The 22,537-nt window shown below is 71.1% G+C and carries 21 protein-coding genes; 17 read left to right on the top strand and 4 right to left on the bottom strand.

Translation table 11 applies throughout. From position 1 onward, the window contains the following. The first annotated feature begins 35 nt into the window (after positions 1 to 35). From ruvC to ACFYYJ_RS20445, 11 genes are all read left to right on the top strand, one after another. A complete protein-coding gene (ruvC, locus tag ACFYYJ_RS20495; RefSeq protein ID WP_385129377.1) occupies positions 36 to 569 on the top strand; it encodes a crossover junction endodeoxyribonuclease RuvC in 534 nt (177 codons plus the stop codon). Then, a complete protein-coding gene (gene ruvA, locus ACFYYJ_RS20490) occupies positions 570 to 1,193 on the top strand; it encodes a Holliday junction branch migration protein RuvA (RefSeq protein WP_389134249.1) in 624 nt (207 codons plus the stop codon). It begins immediately after the preceding gene. A 246-nt stretch (positions 1,194 to 1,439) separates the two neighbouring features. Next, positions 1,440 to 2,510 (top strand): Holliday junction branch migration DNA helicase RuvB, encoded by a 1,071-nt coding sequence (ruvB, locus tag ACFYYJ_RS20485; protein WP_389134246.1) that lies wholly within the window; start codon positions 1,440 to 1,442, stop codon positions 2,508 to 2,510. 165 nt (positions 2,511 to 2,675) lie between these two features. Then, complete coding sequence (gene yajC / locus ACFYYJ_RS20480; RefSeq protein WP_389134243.1) at positions 2,676 to 3,122, top strand: preprotein translocase subunit YajC; 447 nt, start codon at positions 2,676 to 2,678, stop codon at positions 3,120 to 3,122. Between the two features lie 155 nt (positions 3,123 to 3,277). Then, on the top strand, positions 3,278 to 5,065 hold the full coding sequence (gene secD / locus ACFYYJ_RS20475; protein WP_389134240.1) for a protein translocase subunit SecD: 1,788 nt from the start codon (positions 3,278 to 3,280) through the stop codon (positions 5,063 to 5,065). 3 nt (positions 5,066 to 5,068) lie between these two features. Continuing rightward, the gene (secF, locus tag ACFYYJ_RS20470) at positions 5,069 to 6,124 is read left to right on the top strand and encodes a protein translocase subunit SecF (protein WP_385132782.1); all 1,056 of its coding nucleotides are present in this window, start codon (positions 5,069 to 5,071) and stop codon (positions 6,122 to 6,124) included. Next, a complete protein-coding gene (locus ACFYYJ_RS20465) occupies positions 6,121 to 6,675 on the top strand; it encodes an adenine phosphoribosyltransferase (RefSeq protein ID WP_389134237.1) in 555 nt (184 codons plus the stop codon). Before secF ends, ACFYYJ_RS20465 begins: the two co-directional genes overlap by 4 nt. Before the next feature lie 382 nt (positions 6,676 to 7,057). Beyond that, positions 7,058 to 9,481 carry a RelA/SpoT family protein gene (locus ACFYYJ_RS20460; RefSeq protein WP_385132788.1) on the top strand — a complete coding sequence of 808 codons (2,424 nt, stop codon included), beginning with the start codon at positions 7,058 to 7,060 and terminating at the stop codon, positions 9,479 to 9,481. A gap of 47 nt (positions 9,482 to 9,528) precedes the next feature. Continuing rightward, positions 9,529 to 10,896, top strand: a complete 1,368-nt coding sequence (locus ACFYYJ_RS20455) for a serine/threonine-protein kinase (protein WP_389134234.1) — start codon at positions 9,529 to 9,531, stop codon at positions 10,894 to 10,896. Next, the gene (locus ACFYYJ_RS20450) at positions 10,889 to 11,305 is read left to right on the top strand and encodes a hypothetical protein (RefSeq protein ID WP_385132793.1); all 417 of its coding nucleotides are present in this window, start codon (positions 10,889 to 10,891) and stop codon (positions 11,303 to 11,305) included. Before ACFYYJ_RS20455 ends, ACFYYJ_RS20450 begins: the two co-directional genes overlap by 8 nt. Further along, entirely contained in the window at positions 11,289 to 12,434 is a 1,146-nt protein-coding gene (locus ACFYYJ_RS20445; RefSeq protein WP_385132795.1) for a caspase family protein, read from the top strand. The genes ACFYYJ_RS20450 and ACFYYJ_RS20445 overlap by 17 nt, the downstream gene beginning before the upstream one ends. A gap of 81 nt (positions 12,435 to 12,515) precedes the next feature. Here the strand turns inward: ACFYYJ_RS20445 and ACFYYJ_RS20440 are convergent, their stop codons facing one another. Further along, positions 12,516 to 13,745: a DUF349 domain-containing protein gene (locus tag ACFYYJ_RS20440; protein ID WP_385132797.1), complete on the bottom strand. Its 1,230-nt coding sequence runs from the start codon at positions 13,743 to 13,745 to the stop codon at positions 12,516 to 12,518. Positions 13,746 to 13,927: 182 nt separating this feature from the next. Next, entirely contained in the window at positions 13,928 to 14,710 is a 783-nt protein-coding gene (locus ACFYYJ_RS20435; RefSeq protein ID WP_385366768.1) for a peptidylprolyl isomerase, read from the bottom strand. 153 nt (positions 14,711 to 14,863) lie between these two features. Here ACFYYJ_RS20435 and ACFYYJ_RS20430 point away from each other — a divergent pair, with 153 nt between their 5' ends. Next, complete coding sequence (locus tag ACFYYJ_RS20430) at positions 14,864 to 15,577, top strand: MBL fold metallo-hydrolase (protein ID WP_385132802.1); 714 nt, start codon at positions 14,864 to 14,866, stop codon at positions 15,575 to 15,577. Between the two features lie 10 nt (positions 15,578 to 15,587). Next, a complete protein-coding gene (gene hisS / locus ACFYYJ_RS20425; protein WP_385366769.1) occupies positions 15,588 to 16,850 on the top strand; it encodes a histidine--tRNA ligase in 1,263 nt (420 codons plus the stop codon). Between the two features lie 160 nt (positions 16,851 to 17,010). Here hisS and ACFYYJ_RS20420 read toward each other — a convergent pair whose 3' ends face one another. Together ACFYYJ_RS20420 and ACFYYJ_RS20415 are read right to left on the bottom strand one after the other, a co-directional pair. Then, positions 17,011 to 17,832: an ABC transporter permease gene (locus ACFYYJ_RS20420; protein WP_385132808.1), complete on the bottom strand. Its 822-nt coding sequence runs from the start codon at positions 17,830 to 17,832 to the stop codon at positions 17,011 to 17,013. Then, a complete protein-coding gene (locus ACFYYJ_RS20415) occupies positions 17,829 to 18,728 on the bottom strand; it encodes an ABC transporter ATP-binding protein (RefSeq protein ID WP_389134229.1) in 900 nt (299 codons plus the stop codon). The genes ACFYYJ_RS20420 and ACFYYJ_RS20415 overlap by 4 nt, the downstream gene beginning before the upstream one ends. 137 nt (positions 18,729 to 18,865) lie before the next feature. On the opposite strand from ACFYYJ_RS20415, the gene ACFYYJ_RS20410 reads away from it, so the two are divergent. The 4 genes from ACFYYJ_RS20410 to ACFYYJ_RS20395 all read left to right on the top strand — a co-directional run bounded on the left by ACFYYJ_RS20410 (position 18,866) and on the right by ACFYYJ_RS20395 (position 22,536). Next, entirely contained in the window at positions 18,866 to 19,483 is a 618-nt protein-coding gene (locus tag ACFYYJ_RS20410) for a vitamin K epoxide reductase family protein (protein WP_385132813.1), read from the top strand. Between the two features lie 41 nt (positions 19,484 to 19,524). Further along, positions 19,525 to 20,874, top strand: coding sequence for a replication-associated recombination protein A (locus tag ACFYYJ_RS20405; RefSeq protein ID WP_389134227.1), 1,350 nt, complete (start codon positions 19,525 to 19,527; stop codon positions 20,872 to 20,874). A 203-nt stretch (positions 20,875 to 21,077) separates the two neighbouring features. Next, positions 21,078 to 21,422, top strand: coding sequence for a hypothetical protein (locus tag ACFYYJ_RS20400; RefSeq protein WP_389134225.1), 345 nt, complete (start codon positions 21,078 to 21,080; stop codon positions 21,420 to 21,422). Positions 21,423 to 21,564: 142 nt separating this feature from the next. Further along, entirely contained in the window at positions 21,565 to 22,536 is a 972-nt protein-coding gene (locus ACFYYJ_RS20395; protein ID WP_389134223.1) for a HEAT repeat domain-containing protein, read from the top strand. Position 22,537 lies beyond the last annotated feature (1 nt).

Raw genomic sequence — 22,537 nt, 5'->3', positions numbered from 1 at the left:
ACGGACGGATGAAGTGACCTGAATCAGGGGGTGCGGTGCGCGTACTGGGTGTGGACCCGGGGCTGACGCGGTGCGGCGTCGGAGTCGTCGAAGGCGTCGCCGGCCGTCCCCTGACCATGCTCGGGGTCGGGGTCGTACGGACGCCCGCGGACGCGGAGTTGGGACACCGGCTCGTCGCCATCGAGCAGGGCATCGAGGAATGGCTCGATGCGCACCACCCCGAAATCGTCGCCGTGGAGCGGGTGTTCAGCCAGCACAACGTCTCCACCGTGATGGGCACCGCCCAGGCCAGCGCCGTCGCCATGTTGTGCGCGGCGCGCCGAGGGATACCGGTCGCCCTGCACACCCCCAGCGAGGTCAAGGCCGCCGTCACCGGCAGCGGCCGGGCCGACAAGGCGCAGGTCGGGGCCATGGTGACCAGGCTCCTGCGGCTCGCCGAGCCGCCCAAGCCCGCCGACGCCGCCGACGCCCTCGCCCTCGCCATCTGCCACATCTGGCGGGCCCCCGCCCAGAACCGCCTCCAGCAGGCGGTCGCCCTGCACGCCTCCGGCTCGAAAGGCCGTAAGTAGATGATCGCCTTCGTCAGCGGCCCCGTCGCCGCGCTCACCCCCACCCTGGCCGTGATCGAGGTCGGGGGAGTGGGCATGGCCGTGCAGTGCACGCCGAACACCATCGCGGGCCTGCGGACGGGCGAGCCGGCCCGGCTGGCCACCTCGCTCGTCGTCCGGGAGGACTCCCTGACCCTGTACGGCTTCGCCGACGACGACGAGCGGCAGGTCTTCGAGCTGCTCCAGACGGCGAGCGGGGTCGGGCCCCGGGTGGCCCAGGCGATGCTCGGGGTGCACAGCCCGGACGCACTGCGGGCGGCCTTCGCCTCAGGGGACGCGAAGGCCCTGACGGCGGTGCCGGGCATCGGGCCGAAGGGCGCGCAGAAGCTGCTGCTGGAGCTGAAGGGCAAGCTGGGCGCGCCCGCCGTGGTCGGCGCCCAGCGTGCGCCGGTGGCGTCCGGGCCGGCGCCGTGGACGGAGCAGCTGGCGGCGGCGCTGATCGGGCTCGGCTACGCCTCCCGCGAGGCCGAGGACGCGGTGGACGCGGTGACCCCCCAGGCGGAGGCCGCCATCGCTGCCGGTGGCTCGGCCCCCGTGCCGCAGCTCCTGCGGGCCGCCCTCCAGTCCCTGAACCGGGCCCGCTGACGGCTCGCCGCTGCGCGGGGCCGTCCCCTACCCTCCCTTCCACCGTTCCCTGGGGCTCCGCCCCAGACCCCGGTCCTCAAACGCCGGACGGGCTGAAAATCCAGCCTCGCCGGCGTTTGAGGCGCGGGGTCCGGGGCGGAGCCCCGGGAAACGGCGAAAGGGCGGGGCGGGGAGCAGCTCCGCGCAGCGGGCCGCCCCCGCACCCCGGACAGACCACCGGAACGAACCAGAAGGCAGACTGACACCGTGAACTGGGATGACGAGAGCGACCGCATTGTCGCGCCCGCGGCGGACGGCGAGGACACCGCCGTCGAGGCGGCGCTGCGGCCCAAGGACCTCGGGGAGTTCGTCGGGCAGGAGAAGGTCCGCCAGCAGCTGGACCTCGTCCTCAAGGCAGCCAGGCAGCGCGGGGCCACCGCCGACCACGTCCTGCTCTCCGGCGCGCCCGGCCTCGGCAAGACCACCCTCTCGATGATCATCGCGGCCGAGATGAACGCGCCGATCCGCATCACCTCCGGCCCCGCCATCCAGCACGCCGGCGACCTCGCCGCCATCCTCTCCTCCCTCCAGGAGGGCGAGGTCCTCTTCCTCGACGAGATCCACCGCATGTCCCGGCCCGCCGAGGAGATGCTCTACATGGCCATGGAGGACTTCCGGGTCGACGTGATCGTCGGCAAGGGGCCGGGGGCCACCGCCATCCCCCTGGAGCTGCCGCCGTTCACCCTCGTCGGGGCGACCACCCGGGCCGGCCTGCTGCCGCCGCCGCTGCGCGACCGCTTCGGGTTCACCGGGCACATGGAGTTCTACGCCCCCGAAGAGCTGGAACGCGTCATCCACCGCTCCGCCGGACTCCTCGACGTCGAGATCGACACCGCCGGCGCCGCCGAGATCGCCGGCCGCTCCCGCGGCACGCCCCGCATCGCCAACCGCCTGCTGCGCCGGGTCCGCGACTACGCCCAGGTACGGGCCGACGGGGTGATCACCCGCGAGGTCGCCGGTACCGCGCTCCAGGTGTACGAAGTGGACGGACGCGGGCTCGACCGGCTCGACCGGGCCGTGCTGGAGGCGCTCCTCAAGCTGTTCGGCGGCGGGCCCGTCGGACTGTCCACCCTCGCCGTGGCCGTCGGCGAGGAGCGGGAAACCGTGGAGGAGGTCGCCGAGCCCTTCCTCGTGCGCGAGGGGCTGCTCGCGCGCACCCCCCGCGGGCGGGTCGCAACCCCCGCCGCATGGGCCCACCTGGGGCTTGTCCCGCCGCAGCACGGCGCCAGTGGATCAATCAGTGGATCAAGCGGACAACAGGGCTTGTTCGGGGCCTGACGGCGCGGAGGTTCGCCCCCTCAGGAACTGCGGTGCCATGCTGGGCGTTGTTCCATCGGTGCGGACTCGCCTAGACTCCGCCGATGCCGACCCTTCGGGTCGGTGTGCCCACCCCCGTAGAAAAGGCCGCCGTCCGCGTGCGGTCGTGCGAAGGAACTCCGTCCCGTGAGTCTCATTTCACTCCTCCCGTTCATCGTGATCATCGGTGCGATGTTCCTGATGACCCGCAACGCCAAGAAGAAGCAGGCCGAGGCCGCGCAGATGCGCGACCACATGACGCCCGGTACCGGGGTCCGCACCATCGGCGGCATGTACGCCACGGTGAAGGAGGTCGGCGACGACACCGTCACCCTCGAGGTGGCTCCCGGCGTCCACGCGGTCTACGCGAAGAACGCCATCGGCGCCGTCCTGGACGACGCGGAGTACAACCGCATCGTCCACGGCATCGGCGACGACCTGTCGGACACGCCGGTCGTCCCGGACGACGCTTCTTCCCTCACCGAGGCCCCGGCCGAGGACGAGGCGCCCAAGCTCGACCTGGGCAAGAAGGACGAGCCCAAGAAGGACGAGCCCAAGGACGGCAAGACCGACGGCGAGGCCGACGCGAAGTAGCGCGCGGCCGGGGACCGCGAAGGCGCCTGATCGGCGGCCGTCGCGGTCCTGGTCAGTGACCCACTTCTGCGGGGGGCAGGGGTCCCCACCACACATTTCGTGGCCGTCCGCGCGCTGACCCGGCGCGGGACGGTTGGACAGGGAGAAACGACAAGGTGGCAGCACCGAAGAAGGGCCAGCGGCCCACGGGGGCGCAGGGGAGGCCGGGGCGCGCCCTGGCGATCATCCTGATCGCGATGGTGGCGCTCACCGCGGGGATGTTCGTCTCCAAGCAGACGACTCCCCGACTCGGCATCGACCTCGCCGGCGGCACGAGCATCACGCTCAAGGCCAAGAGCGAGCCCGGCAAGCCGGACGCGATCAACGAGACCAACATGAACACGGCGGTCGGCATCATCGAGCGCCGCGTCAACGGTCTCGGCGTCTCGGAGGCCGAGGTCCAGACGCAGGGCCGCGACCACATCATCGTGAACATCCCCAAGGGGATGAACGAGAAGCAGGCCCGCGAGCAGGTCGGCACCACCGCCCAGCTGTACTTCCGCCCGGTCCTCGCCTTCGCGGACGGCGCTCCCGCCGCTCCCGAGGGCACGCAGAGCCCGAGCCCGTCCGCGAGCGGTTCCGGCGCTCCCAAGGCCGAGGGCAGCAAGTCCCCGTCGGCCACCCCGTCGTCCAGCGCCACTTCCCAGGGCCGCGCGGTCAGTGAGGCCCTCAAGGCCCCGGCCGCGACCCCCTCGCCCTCGGCGAGCGAGTCGAAGAAGGCAGACGACAACAAGGCCACCCCCTCCGCGTCGCCGTCGGCGACTCCGGGCGCCACTCCTCCGGGTGACGCGGCCGCCGCCGACCTCCAGGCCAAGTTCGCGGCGCTCGACTGCACCGACGAGAAGCAGCGCGCCGCCATCAAGGGCGCCAAGCCCGGCGAGCCCACGCTCGCCTGTGGCAAGCGCGGGAACGCCTGGGGCAAGTGGGTGCTCGGTCCGGCAGCCGTCGAGGGCAAGGACGTCAAGAGCGCCAAGGGAGTCATCGACCAGCAGGCAGGCGCCTGGATCGTCACGATGAACTTCAACGACAAGGGCGCCGACGCCTTCGCCAAGGTGACCGGCGAGCTGGCGGCCAAGCAGTCCCCGCAGAACCAGTTCGCGATCGTGCTCGACGGCGACGTCGTCTCCGACCCGTCCGTCAGCGGCGCGATCCTGGGCGGCAACGCCCAGATCTCCGGTGGCTTCAACCAGCAGTCCGCGCAGGACCTGGGCAACATGCTCTCCTACGGCGCCCTGCCGCTCTCCTTCAGCGAGGACAGCGTCACCACCGTCACCGCCGCCCTCGGCGGCGAGCAGCTGAAGGCCGGTCTGATCGCCGGCGCCATCGGTCTGCTCCTCGTGGTGATCTACCTGGTGATCTACTACCGGGGCCTGGCGCTCGTCGCGATCGTCAGCCTCATGGTCTCCGCGATCCTCACCTACACGATCATGGCGCTGCTCGGGAAGGGCATCGGCTTCGCGCTGAACCTGCCCGCCGTCTGCGGTGCCATCGTGGCGATCGGCATCACGGCGGACTCGTTCATCGTGTACTTCGAACGCATCCGCGACGAGATCCGCGAGGGCCGCACCCTGCGTCCGGCCGTCGAGCGCGCCTGGCCGCGTGCCCGGCGCACCATCCTGGTCTCCGACTTCGTGTCGTTCCTGGCGGCCGCGGTGCTGTTCATCGTCACCGTCGGCAAGGTGCAGGGCTTCGCCTTCACCCTGGGTCTGACCACCCTGCTCGACGTGGTCGTGGTGTTCCTCTTCACCAAGCCGATCATGACGCTGCTGGCCCGTACGAACTTCTTCGGCAGTGGCCACCCGTGGTCCGGCCTCGACCCGAAGCGGCTCGGCGCCAAGCCCCCGCTGCGCCGGTCCCGCCGTGCCGGCTCCGCCCCCGTCCCCGTCGACGCAAAGGAGGCGTGAGAGATGTCGAAGCTGGGAGATCTCGGCGCCAAGCTGTACCGCGGTGAGGTCGGCTACGACTTCGTCGGCAAGCGCTTTCTCTGGTACGGCGTTTCCATCCTGATCACCATCACGGCGATCGTGGCCCTGGCCGTTCAGGGCCTCAACATGGGCATCGAGTTCAAGGGCGGTGCCGTTTTCACCACCCCGAAGACGGCCGTCTCCGTCGCCAAGGCGACCGAGGAGGCGGAGAAGGCCTCGGGCCACGACGCGATCGTCCAGGAACTCGGCACCGGCGGCCTGCGCATCCAGATCTCCGGTCTGGACACCAACGCCGCGGCCGACGTGAAGAAGGCCCTCGCCACCGACCTCAAGGTCAACGAGGCGGACATCAACGCGGACCTGGTCGGCCCCAGCTGGGGCGAGCAGATCGCGAACAAGGCCTGGACGGGCCTCGCGATCTTCATGGTCCTCGTGGTGATCTACCTGGCCATCGCCTTCGAGTGGCGGATGGCGGTCGCGGCGCTGATCGCGCTGATCCACGACCTCACCATCACCGTCGGCATCTACGCGCTCGTCGGCTTCGAGGTCACGCCGGGCACCGTCATCGGTCTGCTCACGATCCTCGGTTACTCCCTCTACGACACCGTCGTCGTCTTCGACGGTCTCAAGGAGGGCTCGAAGGACATCACCAAGCAGACCCGCTACACGTACAGCGAGATCGCCAACCGCAGCATCAACGGCACCCTGGTCCGTTCGATCAACACCACGGTGGTCGCGCTGCTCCCCGTCGGCGCGCTGCTGTTCATCGGCGGCGGCTTCCTGGGCGCCGGCATGCTGAACGACATCTCGCTGTCGCTGTTCGTCGGCCTCGCGGCCGGTGCCTACTCGTCGATCTTCATCGCGACCCCGCTGGTCGTGGACCTGAAGGAGCGCGAGCCGGCGATGAAGGCCCTGAAGAAGCGGGTGCTCGCGAAGCGCGCGTCCGCGGCGGCCAAGGGCGAGTCCGCGGAGGAGGGCACCGACTCCGGCGACGAGCCGCAGGTCGTGGCCCAGGGCCGGTCGGGACGGCGCCGGTGACGGCGCCCCTGTCCGAGTCGGTACGGGAGCTGCTCCTCAGCCGCATCAAGGACGTGCCGGACTATCCGAAGCCGGGCGTGATGTTCAAGGACATCACCCCGCTGCTGGCGGACCCGAAGGCGTTCGCCGCGCTGACGGACGTCCTGGTGGAGCTGGCCGCGCGGTGCGGGGCGACGAAGATCGTCGGCCTGGAGGCGCGGGGGTTCATCCTCGCGGCTCCGGTGGCGGTCCAGGCCGGGATCGGCTTCGTGCCGGTCCGCAAGGCCGGGAAGCTGCCGGGGGCGACGCTGGCCCAGGCGTACGAGCTGGAGTACGGGACCGCGGAGATCGAGGTCCACGCGGAGGACCTGGCGGCGGGTGACCGGGTCATGGTCATCGACGACGTCCTGGCCACCGGTGGCACCGCCGAGGCCTCGCTGTCCCTGATCCGGCGGGCCGGGGCCGAGGTCGCCGGCGTGGCGGTCCTGATGGAGCTGTCGTTCCTTCCGGGACGGGCCAAGATCGCCGATTCCCTGGCGGGGGCTCCGTTGGACGCGCTGATCGTGGTCTGACCACCTTGTTCGCCGAGCGGCGGGTATCCGGGTTCGCCCCGGGTGCCCGCCGCTTCCGTCTGCGGCGCCGCTGCCGGGGGCCAGCCCCCGGACCCCCGCTCCTCAAACGCCGGAGGGGCTGGAATTGGCTGAGCTGCGTTCGCAAGTGCTGCCCGACAGGGGCTGATGCCGCCCTGCGGGCACTCCAGCCGCACCTGGCGGACGGCAGCAGCCGAAATCCAGCCCCTCCGGCGTTTGAGGAGCGGGGTCCGGGGCGGACCCCCGGCAGCGGACCCGCACCGGAATGGCCGAGGGGTGGGCGCGGGGAACGGGGGAGCGGAACCCTCGCTACGATGGGTTATCCGGACCGTACACGGGCACCGGATCCCGCTGAGGAGCGCTCTTGCCAGACGAGGTCCAGCCACTTTCCGCCGCGCAGCCCGACCCGCAGGCCGAGCAGGCCACGGCGGCATCCGCCACGCCCCCGCCGGCCCCGCCGGTCAAGCCCGCGCCGGTGAAGTCGGCCGGGTCCTCCAACCGGGTGCGTGCCCGCCTCGCCCGGCTCGGCGTCCAGCGGTCGAACGCGTACAACCCGGTGCTGGAGCCGCTGCTCCGCATAGTCCGCAGCAACGACCCCAAGATCGAGACGGCGACGCTGCGCCAGCTCGAACAGGCCTACCAGGTCGCCGAGCGCTGGCACCGCGGTCAGAAGCGCAAGAGCGGCGACCCGTACATCACCCACCCGCTCGCGGTGACCACCATCCTCGCCGAGCTCGGCATGGACCCCGCCACCCTCATGGCCGGTCTCCTGCACGACACCGTCGAGGACACCGAGTACGGCCTGGAGGACCTGCGCCGCGACTTCGGCGACGCCGTGGCCCTGCTCGTCGACGGCGTCACCAAGCTCGACCGGGTGAAGTTCGGCGAGGCCGCGCAGGCCGAGACCGTCCGCAAGATGGTCGTGGCCATGGCCAAGGACCCGCGCGTCCTGGTCATCAAGCTCGCCGACCGGCTCCACAACATGCGCACCATGCGCTACCTCAAGCGGGAGAAGCAGGAGAAGAAGGCCCGCGAGACCCTTGAGATCTATGCCCCGCTGGCGCACCGCCTGGGCATGAACACGATCAAGTGGGAGCTGGAGGACCTCGCCTTCGCGATCCTCTACCCCAAGATGTACGACGAGATCGTCCGCCTCGTCGCCGAGCGCGCGCCCAAGCGGGACGAGTACCTCGCCGTCGTCACCGACGAGGTGATGGTCGACCTCCGGGCCGCCCGGATCAAGGCCACCGTCACCGGCAGGCCCAAGCACTACTACAGCGTCTACCAGAAGATGATCGTCCGCGGCCGTGACTTCGCGGAGATCTACGACCTCGTGGGCATCCGCGTGCTGGTGGACACCGTCCGGGACTGCTACGCCGCCCTCGGCACCGTGCACGCGCGATGGAACCCGGTCCCCGGCCGGTTCAAGGACTACATCGCGATGCCCAAGTTCAACATGTACCAGTCGCTCCACACGACGGTCATCGGACCCAGCGGCAAGCCCGTCGAGCTGCAGATCCGCACCTTCGACATGCACCGCCGCGCCGAGTACGGCATCGCCGCGCACTGGAAGTACAAGCAGCAGACCGTCGCCGGCACCTCGAAGGTGCGCACCGACGTGCCCCAGGCCGCCAAGGGCAGCGCAGGCCAGGACACCGTCAACGACATGGCCTGGCTGCGGCAACTCCTCGACTGGCAGAAGGAGACCGAGGACCCGGGCGAGTTCCTCGACTCGCTGCGCTTCGACCTCTCCCGCAACGAGGTCTTCGTCTTCACGCCCAAGGGCGACGTCATAGCGCTCCCCGCCGGCGCCACGCCCGTGGACTTCGCCTACGCCGTCCACACCGAGGTCGGCCACCGGACCATAGGGGCCCGGGTCAACGGCCGCCTGGTCCCGCTGGAGTCCACCCTCGACAACGGCGACCTCGTCGAGGTCTTCACCTCCAAGGCCGAGGGCGCCGGACCGTCCCGCGACTGGCTGGGCTTCGTCAAGTCCCCGCGGGCCCGCAACAAGATCCGCGCCTGGTTCTCCAAGGAGCGCCGCGACGAGGCCATCGAGCACGGCAAGGACGCCATCGCGCGGGCCATGCGCAAGCAGAACCTGCCGATCCAGCGCATCCTCACCGGCGACTCGCTCGTCACCCTCGCGCACGAGATGCGCTACCCCGACATCTCCTCCCTGTACGCGGCCATCGGCGAGGGCCACGTGGCCGCGCAGGGCGTCGTCCAGAAGCTGGTGGCGGCCCTCGGCGGCGAGGAGGCCGCCAACGAGGACATCGAGGAGTCGATCCCGCCGGCGCGCGCCCGCAGCAAGCGGCGCAGCAACGCCGACCCGGGTGTCGTGGTCAAGGGCGTCGACGACGTGTGGGTCAAGCTGGCCCGCTGCTGCACCCCGGTTCCGGGCGACCCGATCATCGGGTTCGTCACCCGCGGCAGCGGCGTATCGGTTCACCGCGCGGACTGCGTCAACGTGGACTCCCTCTCCCAGCAGCCCGAGCGGATCCTGGAAGTCGAGTGGGCGCCCACCCAGTCCTCGGTCTTCCTCGTCGCCATCCAGGTGGAGGCGCTGGACCGGTCCCGGCTGCTGTCGGACGTCACCCGCGTCCTGTCCGACCAGCACGTCAACATCCTGTCGGCCGCCGTCCAGACCTCCCGCGACCGGGTCGCCACCTCGCGCTTCACCTTCGAGATGGGCGACCCCAAGCACCTGGGCCACGTCCTGAAGGCCGTTCGGGGTGTGGAGGGCGTGTACGACGTCTACCGTGTGACATCTGCAAGGAGGCCGTGACCGAGGCCGCCTGACCGCCGCTCTCTGACGCCACCCCGGGGGGACACGTGGCCGCCGTATTCCCGCGCGGGCTCGCCCAGCGCTTCGCACCGGTACGGCTGCTCGGCCAGGGTGGCATGGGCACCGTCTTCGAGGCCGAGGACACGGACCTGCGGCGCCGCGTCGCCGTCAAGGTCCTGTCGACGTACGGAACGGTGAGCGAGCGGGCGGCCGAGCGCTTCCGGGCCGAGGCCCGTGCCCTCGCCCGGATCAGGCACCCCAACGTGGTGGGCGTGTACGAACGGGGCATCGACGAGGGCACGCCCTACCTCGTGATGGAGTTCCTCGACGGCTCGGACGTCTCCGACCTGGTCGAGGCGGACCGCGCACTGCCCGTGGGCGAGGCCTGCCGGATCGCGGCCGACACCCTGGCCGGGCTGGGCGCCGCGCACCGCGAGGGCGTGCTCCACCGCGACGTGAAGCCGGGCAACATCCGGGTCACCGCCGACGGCCGGGTCGTCCTGTACGACTTCGGACTGGCCCGACTGAGCGGCGAGGAGGCCCTCACCGCCACCGGCGAGGACCTGATCGGCACGCCCCAGTACATGGCCCCGGAACGCATCACGGGCCGGCCGCCGCAGCCGGCCTCGGACGTGTACGGGGTCGGCGCCTGCCTGTACTTCATGCTGACCGGCACCAACCCGCTGGGTGACGCGGGCGACCTGTCGGTGCTCATGTTCCGTGCCGTCCACGAGGGCATGCCCTCGCTGCGCGACGCCGGACCCTACTTCCCGCCCGGACTCGCGGACGCGGTGGAGGCCCTCAGCGCCCTCGACCCGGCCGTCCGCACCTCCCGCGCCGACGCCGCCGAGGCCCTGATCCGGCCGTGGGCCGACGACCACGCCGTCGGCCGGGAGACCACGCCCCCGGACGACGACGCCAACGGCTGGGCCCTGCCCGCCCCGGTCGGGCACCCTTCCGTGCCGTCCGCCCGCGACGCGCAACCGGCGGCCGCGCCGTGGCGCGAAGCCGACGAGGCCACGCCGGTTCCCGTCACCGAGGCCCCCGAGTACGACTGGCACCGGGTCGACGTCCGGCCCGGCCACCGGCCCGCGCCCGAGAGCGGCGGCGTCGCCCTCAGCGAGGTCACCCGCGGCCTGGTGCGCAGCCGGATGACCGAGCAGACCGCGCTGTCCCGGCAGCGCGAGGCGGTAGGCCTGATCCAACGCGGGCGCTTGAACGAGGCGATGGACCGGCTCGGCGGTCTCGGCGCGTTCTGCGCCGAGACCCTGGGACACGGCCATCCGACCACCCTTGCCTGCAATTACTGGCAGGCCGTGTGCCTGGCCAGACAGGGCAAGGCGGCACAGGCACTGGAGCTTTTCGCGCGGGTCACCGCGCATCACGGACACGGGAGGGGCACAGGGGATGAGTGAGTACGCGTTACAGGTCGACCACCGCCGACCGGGGCAGGGTTCGGAGACCGAACTGCGGTCGCTGCTGCTCTGGCTGGGCGAGGACGAGTCGCTGCGCCGCACCGTACGCGGCCGGATCCGCAGCGGCGCGCCGGCGACGGCGGCCGGCGGCACGCCCATGGGGTCGCCCGGCTTCGACCTCCTCCAACTGACCGTCGGCAGCGGCCTGTCCGTCGCATCGCTGGTCTTCTCCGTGCTCCAGTGGCAGGCCTCGCGCCGCCGCCCGCCCGCCCTCACCGTGCGCCACGGCCCGTACGAGGTCACGCTCACCGGGGACGAGGCCGACGACCCCGAAGCCCTGCGCCGCATCGTCGCGGTGCTGGAGAACGGCAGCGGGCACGCGGACGGGGACCATGACGGGACTGCCTGACCCGGCGGCCTCGCGGGCGGTCCTCATCGGCAGCGCCGGATACCGGCACCTGGCGGCGCTCCCGGCCGTCGAGTCCAACGTGAAGGACCTGGCCTCGGAGCTCTGCGACGCGACCATCTGGGGGCTGCCCGAGCAGCACTGCACGCTCGTGCTCGACCCCCAGCACCCCGCGGAGCTGCTGGACCCGGTCACCCGCGCGGGGGAGGAGGCCACCGACACGCTGTTCGTCTACTACGCCGGACACGGCATGCGCGACGCGGCCACGGCCGACCTCTACCTCGCCCTCCAGGGCTCCCGCGAACACGTCGGCTACACCGCCGTCGCCTACCAGAACCTGCGGTCCGTCCTGCGCGAGTCCCAGGCCCGGCGCAAGGTGGTGATCCTCGACTGCTGCTTCAGCGGCCGCGCCGCCCTCACCCTCGCGGGCGACGGGGACGCCCTCGCCGCGCAGGCCGCCGTGGAGGGCGCGTACGTACTGACCGCCTCCCCGCGCGACCGGGTGGCACTCGCACCCGACGGCGAACGGCACACCGCGTTCACCGGCGAACTGCTGACCATCCTGCGCGAAGGGATCCGCGAGGGACCCGAACTGATCGACCTCGACACCCTCTGCCGCACGATGGCGCACCGGCTGCGCGGCAAGAACCGCCCGCTGCCCCAGCACGCCCAGGAGATGGGCATGGGCCGGCTCCGGCTCGTCCGCAACCGGGCCCGCGCCGTGAGGGACGGCGTCCCCGCCGGCCCAGTCCTCCAGGCCGACGTCCGCTCCGCCATGGTCGTCGCCGGACTCGGACTCGCCCGCGTCCTGCGCTCCGCCGGCCGCACCCGGGACGCACTGCCCGTGCTGCGGCTCGCGCTCCAGGAACGGGCGCCCGACGGCGAGGGGGACCTGCTCGCCGTCCAGCTCGAACTCTCCGACATGCTGGAGGAGACCGGCCAGACCCGCGAGGCCATGGAAGTGCTGGAACAGGCCTTCCAGCAGGCGCACCGGTTCTACGGTCCCGAGGCCGTCCAGGTGTGCCGCCGCCTCGCCGCACTCCTCCAGGAGTCCGGCAACCACATCCAGGCCTGCGAGGTCCTCGAACACGCGCTGGACCTGCTCCAGGACGGCAGCCGGGCCCTTCCCTGACCCCGTGGACGCCGGCTGACGCGAAACGGCCCCGGCACGGAATCCGTGCCGGGGCCGTTTCGAAAGGTGCGGTGACCGGTGTCAGCCGCCGAACTCCTCCAGGCCCTTCAGCGCCTGGTCCAGCAGGGCCTGGCGGCCCTCCAGCTCACGCGCCAACTTGTCGGCCTTCGCGTTGTTGCCCGCGGCGCGCGCCGCGTCGATCTGCGTGCGCAGCTTGTCGACCGCCGCCTGGAGCTGACCCGTCAGACCGGCCGCACGGGCCCGCGCCTCCGGGTTCGTACGGCGCCACTCGCCCTCCTCGGCCTCCTGGATCGCCCGCTCCACCGCGTGCATCCGGCCCTCGACCTTCGGCCGGGCGTCCCGCGGCACGTGGCCGATGGCCTCCCAGCGCTCGTTGAGGGAGCGGAACGCGGCACGGGCCGCCTTCAGGTCCGTGATCGGAACGAGCTTCTCGGCCTCCTCGGCCAGCTCCTCCTTCAGCTTCAGGTTCTCGGTCTGCTCGGCGTCGCGCTCCGCGAACACCTCGCCGCGGGCCGCGAAGAACACGTCCTGCGCACCGCGGAAACGGTTCCACAGGTCGTCCTCGGCCTCGCGCTGCGCCCGGCCCGCCGCCTTCCAGTCCGCCATCAGCTCGCGGTAGCGGGCGGCCGTCGGACCCCAGTCGGTCGACTTCGACAGCGACTCGGCCTCCGCGACCAGCTTCTCCTTCACCTTGCGCGCGTCCTCGCGCTGCGCGTCCAGCGAGGCGAAGTGGGCCTTGCGGCGCTTGGAGAAGGCCGAGCGGGCGTGCGAGAAGCGGTGCCACAGCTCGTCGTCCGACTTGCGGTCCAGCCGCGGCAGGCCCTTCCAGATGTCCACCAGCGCGCGCAGCCGCTCGCCGGCGCTGCGCCACTGGTCGCTCTGCGCCAGCTGCTCCGCCTCGACGACCAGGGCCTCCTTGGCCGTACGGGCCTCGTCCGCCTGCTTGGCCTTCTGGACCTTGCGCTCCTCGCGCCGCGACTCCACGGTCGCGACCAGCTTGTCCAGCCGTACGCGCAGGGCGTCGAGGTCGCCCACGGCGTGGTGCTCGTCGACCTGCGTCCGCAGGTGGTCGATGGCCGTCTGAGCGTCCTTGGCGGACAGATCAGTGGTCCGCACCCGCTTTTCGAGGAGGCCGATCTCGACCACCAGGCCCTCGTACTTGCGCTCGAAATAGGCCAGGGCCTCCTCAGGGGTGCCCGCCTGCCACGAGCCGACGACCTGCTCGCCTTCGGAAGTACGCACGTACACGGTGCCCGTCTCGTCGACTCGGCCCCACGGGTCGCTGCTCACAGCGCCTCCTCCACCTGATGCCCTCGAGGGGTCACCCCCGGGCATCGTCCACAGTTTCCTGGGGCGGGCAGCGCCCGCCCTGCACAACGCCAACATAGGCGACCGCCGGGCCGGCTGTCCGCATCCCGCACGACGGAATATCGGCGTACGGGGGAAGCCGGCCGGGCCGATGCCGCGTTCCGTCAGTTCTGGGTGACGGTGCCCTTCTCGATCTTCACCTCGTTCTTCGGTGCCCCGTCCTGGCCGCCGTCGACCGTACCGGCCTTGGCGATCTCGTCGAGGACCTTCATGCCCGCGGCGTCGATCTTGCCGAAGGGGGTGTACGAAGGCGCCAGCGGGCTGTCCTTGTAGACCAGGAAGAACTGGCTGCCGCCCGAGCCGGGCCGGCCGGTGTTGGCCATGGCCACCGTGCCCGCCGGGTAGACGACCTGACCCTGGTCGTTCGGCTTGCCCAGCGAGTCCAGGTTCTCGTCCGGGATGTTGTAGCCGGGGCCGCCCATGCCGGTGCCCTGGGGGTCACCGCACTGGAGCACGAAGATCCCGCCGGACGTCAGCCGGTGGCACTTCGTGTTGTCGAAGAAGCCCTTGTCGGCGAGCGACTTGAACGAGTTCACGGTCTGCGGGGTCTTCGCCGCGTCCATCGTGAAGGCGATGTCGCCCGCGCTCGTCTTGAGGGCGAAGGTGTACTTCGCCTTCTGGTCGATCGCCATCGGCGGGGACGGGGACTGCTTGGGCGACGGCGCCGCGGACGGGGTCGCCGACGGCTCCGCCGCCGTCTTCTTCTTGTCGCCGTCGAAGACGCCGCCCACGATGAGGCCGACCAGCGTCGCCACGACCACGGCCACCGCCGCGCCGATCACCGCCATGCGCCGGCGGCTCTTCTGGCGGGCCTCGGCCCGGCGCTTCTGCTGGCGCTCGTACTTCTCCCTGGCGAGCTGTCGCCGCCGCTGATCGCTCGTGACCACCGGGTCGTCTCCTTGTGCGTCTCTGGTACCGCTGTCCGGGCTGGGATAGCCCGTACCGTATATGGGTTAGCTGTGTGATGAAGGGCGCCGGTAGGCTCTGATCAGCAGCATTCCGATCTGCAAGCTCCCGCCGGACGACGATTGAGGACGAACGTGCTGATTGCCGGGTTCCCCGCCGGGGCCTGGGGGACCAACTGTTACGTGGTCGCCCCCGCCGCCGGTGAGGAGTGCGTCATCATCGACCCGGGCCACCAGGCCACCCAGGGTGTCGAGGAGACGCTGAGGAAGCATCGGCTCAAGCCCGTCGCGGTCGTGCTGACCCATGGCCACATCGATCATGTGGCCTCGGTCGTCCCGGTGTGCGGAGCACACGACGTACCGGCCTGGATCCACCCCGAGGACCGCTACATGATGAGCGACCCGGAGAAGGCCCTGGGCCGTTCCATCGGGATGCCGCTCATGGGCGAGCTGACCGTGGGGGAGCCGGACGACGTCCGCGAGCTGACCGACGGCGCCGGCCTGAAGCTGGCCGGCATGGACTTCTCCGTGGCGCACGCGCCGGGGCATACCAAGGGGTCGGTGACCTTCCGGATGCCCGAGCTGGCCGACGTCCCGCCGGTCTTCTTCTCGGGCGACCTGCTCTTCGCCGGCTCCATCGGACGCACCGACCTGCCCGGCGGCTCCCACGCCGAGATGCTCGAGTCGCTGGCCCGCGTGTGCCTGCCGCTCGACGACTCGACCGTGGTGCTGTCCGGCCACGGTCCCCAGACCACCATCGGCCGCGAGCGCGCGACCAACCCGTACCTGCGGGAGGTCGCCGCCGGCCTGGCAGCGGACCCGACGGCCGCTCCACGACGAGGAATGTGACGAGAGTTTCGTGGCTACTTTCAAGGCCCCCAAGGGCACGTACGACCTGATCCCGCCGTACTCGGCCAAGTACCTGGCGGTCCGCGAGGCCATTTCCGCTCCGCTGCGGAAGGCCGGTTACGGCTACGTCGAGACGCCCGGCTTCGAGGACGTGAACCTCTTCGCCCGTGGTGTCGGTGAGTCCACCGACATCGTGACGAAGGAGATGTTCACCCTCACGACGAAGGGCGGCTCCGAGCTCGCCCTGCGCCCGGAAGGCACCGCCTCCGTCCTGCGCGCGGCACTGGAGGCGAGCCTGCACAAGCAGGGCAACCTGCCGGCCAAGCTCTGGTACTCCGGCTCGTACTACCGATACGAGCGCCCGCAGAAGGGCCGCTACCGCCACTTCTCGCAGGTCGGCGCCGAGGCGATCGGTGCCGAGGACCCGGCCCTGGACGCCGAGCTGATCATCCTGGCCGACCAGGCGTACCGCGCGCTCGGCCTGCGCAACTTCCGGATCCTGCTGAACTCGCTGGGCGACAAGGAGTGCCGCCCGGTGTACCGGGAGGCGCTGCAGGCGTTCCTGCGTGGGCTGGACCTGGACGAGGAGACCGTCCGCAGGGCCGAGATCAACCCGCTGCGCGTCCTCGACGACAAGCGGACCGACGTCCAGAAGCAGCTCGTGGGCGCGCCCATGCTGCGCGACTACCTGTGCGACGCCTGCAAGGCGTACCACGAGGAGGTCCGTGAGCTGATCACGGCCGCCGGGGTCGCCTTCGAGGACGACGAGAAGCTGGTGCGCGGCCTGGACTACTACACCCGCACCACCTTCGAGTTCGTCCACGACGGTCTCGGCTCCCAGTCCGCGGTCGGCGGCGGCGGCCGCTACGACGGCCTGTCCGAGATGATCGGCGGACCGGCCCTGCCGTCCGTCGGCTGGGCGCTCGGCGTCGACCGCACGGTCCTCGCCCTGGAGGCGGAAGGCGTGGAACTGGACATCCCGGCTACGACGGACGTCTTCGCCGTGGCGATCGGCGCCGAGGCGCGTCGCCTGCTGTTCGGTGCGGTCACCGAGCTGCGCAGGGCCGGGGTGGCGGCGGACTTCTCGTACGGGGGCAAGGGCCTCAAGGGTGCGATGAAGGACGCCAACCGCTCGGGCGCGCGGTTCACGGTGGTCGCCGGTGAGCGTGACCTCGCCGAGGGCGTCGTCCAGCTCAAGGACATGGAGTCCGGCGAGCAGGCGGCCGTTCCGGTCGCCGAGCTGGTCGCCACCGTCCGGGCCCGCCTGGCCTGACGTACACCGTCGGAAGGGCGGGTGCGGGGGTTCCGCTGCGCGGAGCTGTCCCCGCCCCGCCCTTTCTCCCCCAGCTACCGCTGGGAGGTGCCCCCGGTTTCCCGGGGCTCCGCCCCGGACCCCGCGCCTCAAACGCCGGCGGGGCTGAAATGGGGCGGCCTCAGCCGTCGCGCCGGTTCTTCCACCGGAAGGTCAGCAGGCACAGCACCAGACCGCCGACCACCCAGGCCCCCAGGACGAGGGCGGTCTTCCCGTACTCCCAGGCGCCCGCCTGTTCGATGACGGCGGCGGAATCCGGCAGGAACACGCCCCGCAGCCCCTGGCACATCCACTTCAGCGGGAACAGCGCGCCGATGTTCAGCAGCCAATCGGGGATCTGGTTGACCGGGATGAAGACGCCGGAGATGAACTGCAGGATCAGGAACGGCAGGACCACCACGGAACTGGCGCTCTTCCCGGACTTGGGCAGGCTGCTGATGGCGATCCCCAGCAGGGCGCAGCCGGCCAGCCCCAGGACGAAGATCCACGCGAAGGTGAGCCACTTCGAGACCGAGGTGGGAAGGTCGAGCCCGAAGAGGGTGGAGCCGACGAGCAGCAGGATCGCGGTCTCGGCCAGCCCGGTGGCGAGCACCATCCAGACCTTCCCGAGGAAGTACGCGGCCGGGGGCATCGGGGTCCCGCGCAGCCGGCGCAGCACCTTCTCGTCCCGTTCGACGGCGATGGAGATGCCGAGCGACTGGAAGCTCGTGGACATGATGCCGGCGGCGACCATGCCCGCCGCGTAGATCTGGGAGGCGGTCACCCCGGTGCCCTCGAACTCCTCGCCGAAGATCGACGCGAAGAGGGCGAGGAAGACGATGGGGAAGGCGAAGGTGAAGATCACCGCGTCCCGCTGGCGGACGAACTGCTTGATCTCCAGGGCGCCCCGGCTGAGGCCAAGGGACCAGGCGCCGGGGAGCGCGGACTTGGCGGTCGTGCTCATCGGGCTTCCTCCTGAGGGGCGGCTTCGGGCGTCCCGGCCTGCGCGGGCACGGTGAGCTGGCCCGTGAGGCGGAGGTAGACGTCCTCCAGGGTCGGGCGGGTCACCCTCAGGCCCGGGACCTCGCCGTCGAAGCGGGCCGCGAGCTCGCCGACCGTACGGGTGGGCGTCTCGGTCGACACGCTCCTCGGGGCGCCGTCGGGGTCGGTCCACTCGACGGTGGCGCCGGTGCCGAAGCGGGCGCGGAGTCCCGCGGGGTCGCCCTCGGCGACGACCTTGCCGCGCGCGACGACCGCGAGGCGGTCGGCGAGTGCCTCGGCCTCCTCCAGGTAGTGGGTGGTGAGCACGATGGTCGTGCCCCCGTCCGCCAACTGCCGGATCAGGTCCCAGAACTGGCGGCGGGCCGCCGGGTCGAAGCCCGTGGTCGGCTCGTCGAGGAGCAGCAGCTCCGGGTCGCCGATGACGCCGAGCGCCACGTCCAGGCGCCGCCGTTGGCCGCCGGAGAGGCCCTTCACCCGCTGGTCGCGCTTCTGCTCCAGGCCGACGAGGGCGATGACCTCCGCCGGGTCGCGCGGTGCCGGGTAGTAGCGGGCGAAGTGCTCCACCGTCTCCCGCACCGTGAGTTCGGCGGGAGCCGACTCGTCCTGCCAGACGATCCCGATCCGTGAACGCCAGGTCCGGCCGCCGGTCGCCGGGTCGGCGCCGAGGACGGTCACCTCCCCGCCGTCCCGCTCCCGGTGACCCTGGAGGATCTCCACCGTGGTGCTCTTTCCCGCCCCGTTGGGGCCGAGGATGCCGAAGACCTCGCCCTGCCGGATCGTCAGATCCAGCCCGTCCACCGCGGTGACTTCGCCGTACTGTTTGCGAAGCCCCCGTACTTCCACCGCGTTCTGTGTCATGTCCCACATGGTGTGGCGGAATCCGCGATGCCGGTCCCCCCGTGCACGGGTCCTTATCCCCGTCGAACGGTGGACACCCGGGGCGGTACGGCACAATGACCCGTGCTTGTTGACCTTGCAGATGTGGAGCGGGCGGTATGACGGCACGAGGCACGGACGCGGACACCTCCCCGAGGACCACCATCGGCGGCAGCCGGGCGCTCGCCCTGCTGCTGGTGATCACGGGGGCCCTGGGGCTGCTCGCCGCCTGGGTGATCACGATCGACAAGTTCAAGCTGCTGGAGGACCCGAACTTCACCCCGGGCTGCAGCCTGAACCCGATCGTCTCCTGCGGCAACATCATGAAGAGCGAGCAGGCGGCCGTCTTCGGCTTCCCGAACCCGATGCTCGGACTGGTCTGCTACGGCATCGTGATCTGCGTCGGCATGAGCATCCTGGCCGGCGCCCGGTTCAGCCGCTGGTACTGGCTGACCCTGAACGCGGGCATGCTCTTCGGCGTCGTCTTCTGCGGCTGGCTGATGTACCAGTCGCTGTACAACATCAACTCGCTCTGCCTGTGGTGCTGCCTGGCCTGGGTCGCGACGATCTTCATGTTCTGGTACGTCACCGCGCACAACGTGCGCGAGGGGATGCTGCCCGCTCCGGGCTGGCTGAGGGCCTTCCTCGACGAGTTCGCGTGGGTGCCGCCCGTACTGCACGTCGGGATCATCGGAATGCTGATCCTGACCCGCTGGTGGGACTTCTGGACCTCCTGAGGCCCGTAAGGAGTGTCGGCGGCCTCGCATAGGCTTCCTGTGTGGAACCAGACCTCTTCACCGCCGCTGCCGAAGACCGCCAGGAGAAGGACCCGTCGAGCTCTCCGCTCGCCGTCCGCATGCGCCCGCGCACCCTGGACGAGGTCGTCGGCCAGCAGCACCTCCTGAAGCCCGGCTCCCCGCTGCGGCGACTGGTGGGGGAGGGCGCCGGCGGACCGGCCGGTGCCTCGTCGGTGATCCTCTGGGGGCCGCCCGGCATCGGCAAGACCACCCTCGCGTACGTGGTCAGTCAGGCCACGCAGAAGCGCTTCGTGGAGCTGTCCGCCATCACGGCCGGCGTGAAGGAGGTCCGAGCCGTCATCGAGGGCGCGAAGCGCGCGGCCGGCGGATACGGCAAGGAGACCGTCCTCTTCCTCGACGAGATCCACCGCTTCAGCAAGGCGCAGCAGGACTCGCTCCTGCCCGCGGTGGAGAACCGCTGGGTGACGCTGATCGCCGCGACGACGGAGAACCCGTACTTCTCGATCATCTCCCCGCTGCTGTCGCGCTCGCTGCTGCTGACCCTGGAACCGCTGACGGACGGGGACCTGAGCGGGCTGATGCGGCGCGCGCTGACGGAGGAGCGGGGCCTCGGCGGAGCGGTGAGCCTGCCGGCGGACGCCGAGGCGCACCTGCTGCGGATCGCCGGTGGCGACGCGCGGCGGGCGCTGACCGCGCTGGAGGCCGCGGCCGGGTCGGCGATCGCCAAGGACGAGGCCGAGATCACCCTGCAGACGGTGGAGGAGGCCGTCGACCGGGCGGCGGTCCGCTACGACAAGGACGGCGACCAGCACTACGACGTGGCGAGCGCGCTGATCAAGTCGATCCGCGGCTCGGACGTGGACGCGGCGCTGCACTACCTAGCGCGGATGATCGAGGCGGGCGAGGACCCGCGGTTCATCGCGCGCCGCCTGATGATCTCGGCGAGCGAGGACATCGGCCTCGCGGACCCGACGGCCCTGCCGCTCGCGGTGGCCGCGGCCCAGGCGGTGGCGATGATCGGCTTCCCGGAGGCCGCGCTGACGCTGTCCCACGCCACCATCGCGCTGGCGCTGGCCCCGAAGTCGAACACCGCCACGACCGCGATCGGGGCGGCGCTGGCCGACGTCCGCGCCGGGCTGGCGGGGTCCGTGCCGACGCACCTGCGGGACGGGCACTACAAGGGCGCGGCGAAGCTGGGGCACGCGGTGGGGTACGTGTACCCCCACGACGTGCCGGGCGGGATCGCGGCGCAGCAGTACGCGCCGGACGAGGTCCACGGGAAGCGGTACTACGAGCCGACCCGTTACGGGGCCGAAGCCCGCTACGCGGACGTGGTGGAGAAGGTCCGGGAGCGGTTGCGCGGGGCGTGAGGCTGCGGCGCCGCTGCCGGGGCTCCGCCCCGGACCCCGCGCCTCAAACGCCGGCGGGGCTGGATTTCCGCTCGGCGGGGCTGGATTTCCCAGCTCCGCCGGCGATTGAGGCGGGAACGGTGGAAGGGCGGGTAGGGGACCGGCCGCGCAGCGGCAGACGTGTCGGCCGGGCCGGATCGGCGGCCCCGGCCTAGGCTCCCCGCATGGAAGCCCGGATTCCGCTGATCGTCGCCGCGGCGGGACTACTGCTCGGCGGGTGTCACCACGACGTCCCGCAGCGAGCGGCGCCATTCGCCCGGGTACCACTCGTCGGCGCCGGATTCCCCCCAAGCGCCGCCACCGCCAAGGCCCACCTGGCGAAGCTCACGGTCGAGTGGGGCAGGAACTGGGAGACGTACAAGAGGGAGGAGTTCGGCCGTACCTGGTCGGACGAGACCGACGCCGTCGGCGGCCGCAACGGGTGCGACACCCGGGTTATCTCTATGCTTCGCGCCATGGTTGAGCTGTTCTCGCAGGGTACGTGGGGGATCGTTGACTGTGCGTACTGAGAGGCACATGAGTCACAGGTCAATCTCGGCGGCTGCGACAGGGCGGACCGACAGCCGGCCCTCTTGGCCCTGAGGCGCCTCGGCATAGGATGTCGGCGAACGCGGCACACTCAACGTTTCGCCGCATCTCGGAAGAAGACCCATGGACGACGTCGTCGCCCGCATTCACACCAAGCTGTCCGCAGCGTGCTCGGAGCCGGTCCCTCGTCCGCGGACCTTCGTACGAGCACCTGGCGGCCGACGGCTCGGTCCCCCGCTCAGCGAGCAGCGCGTGGCCGCCTTCGAAGCGGTCCACGGCGCCCGCCTTCCCTCCGCGTATCGCACGTTCCTACGCGAAGTCGGCAACGGAGGCATAGGCCCCGACTACGGCCTTCTGCCGCTGACCCGCTGGAACGTCCGTGACATCCCTGATGCCCGCCAACAACTGGGGCAGCCTTTTGCCCTGGATCCGACCGGCGGTATACCCCAGCAGTGGTCGCTCTGCGCTGATCAGGTTGATCCGTACGCGGGCACCCATCCTGTTGTCCACCGGGGCTGCCTGGAGATGACATTGCTGGTCATCACCGGGCCCGCCCGAGGCAGACTCCTGGACGCCAACCTCGGAGACTTGGCCACGCCACCGACGTTCCTCCCCCAGCCGGACTTCCTCAGCTGGTACGAGCACTGGCTCGACGGTCTGCCTGAAGACGGGCTTGCCCCCGACCTCCGCGGCCAACACCAAGGCAGCTATGAGGAACTCGTCGATCAGCTGACCGGCTCGGATTCTGCCTGCGAGCGAGGTACAGCCGCCTACACACTGGGCGGTCGTCTCCCTCTTGCCAGTGGTGCCCGAGACGCGTTGCTGGCGGCCCTCGCCGGTGATCCTGACCGCGGAGTTCGTATGGAGGCAGCAAAGACACTGGCAGAGCTGTACAGCGGGTCAGCTGAGGCACTTGCGCAGGCACTGAGCGATCCGGACCACTGGGTCAGACGACGCGCCTTGGTCTATCTGCTGCAGGTCACCCACGATGAGCCTGCCTACGGCTCGGCAGCCCGGGCGCTCCTGCACGACGAGAACCCAAACGTCCGGATGGCAGCGGCCGACCTCCTCGGCCGCGCCGGATGGGCCTCGTAGG

It is taken from the genome of Streptomyces sp. NPDC002467 (genome assembly GCF_042889825.1).
In the GTDB taxonomy this organism is placed as follows: domain Bacteria; phylum Actinomycetota; class Actinomycetes; order Streptomycetales; family Streptomycetaceae; genus Streptomyces.
The sequence above is the reverse complement of the archived record's forward strand: the minus strand, read 5'-3'. Positions and strand labels throughout refer to the sequence as shown.

What these genes read in the sequence shown, in the direction of transcription:
- ACFYYJ_RS20420 (WP_385132808.1), bottom strand. Translation starts at nt 17,832, where the DNA reads ATGAGCACGACCGCCAAGTCCGCGCTCCCCGGCGCCTGGTCCCTTGGC.
- ACFYYJ_RS20445 (WP_385132795.1), top strand. Translation starts at nt 11,289, where the DNA reads ATGACGGGACTGCCTGACCCGGCGGCCTCGCGGGCGGTCCTCATCGGC.
- ACFYYJ_RS20400 (WP_389134225.1), top strand. Translation starts at nt 21,078, where the DNA reads ATGGAAGCCCGGATTCCGCTGATCGTCGCCGCGGCGGGACTACTGCTC.
- ACFYYJ_RS20415 (WP_389134229.1), bottom strand. Translation starts at nt 18,728, where the DNA reads ATGACACAGAACGCGGTGGAAGTACGGGGGCTTCGCAAACAGTACGGC.
- secF (WP_385132782.1), top strand. Translation starts at nt 5,069, where the DNA reads ATGTCGAAGCTGGGAGATCTCGGCGCCAAGCTGTACCGCGGTGAGGTC.
- ACFYYJ_RS20450 (WP_385132793.1), top strand. Translation starts at nt 10,889, where the DNA reads ATGAGTGAGTACGCGTTACAGGTCGACCACCGCCGACCGGGGCAGGGT.
- ACFYYJ_RS20395 (WP_389134223.1), top strand. Translation starts at nt 21,565, where the DNA reads ATGGACGACGTCGTCGCCCGCATTCACACCAAGCTGTCCGCAGCGTGC.
- ruvA (WP_389134249.1), top strand. Translation starts at nt 570, where the DNA reads ATGATCGCCTTCGTCAGCGGCCCCGTCGCCGCGCTCACCCCCACCCTG.
- ACFYYJ_RS20410 (WP_385132813.1), top strand. Translation starts at nt 18,866, where the DNA reads ATGACGGCACGAGGCACGGACGCGGACACCTCCCCGAGGACCACCATC.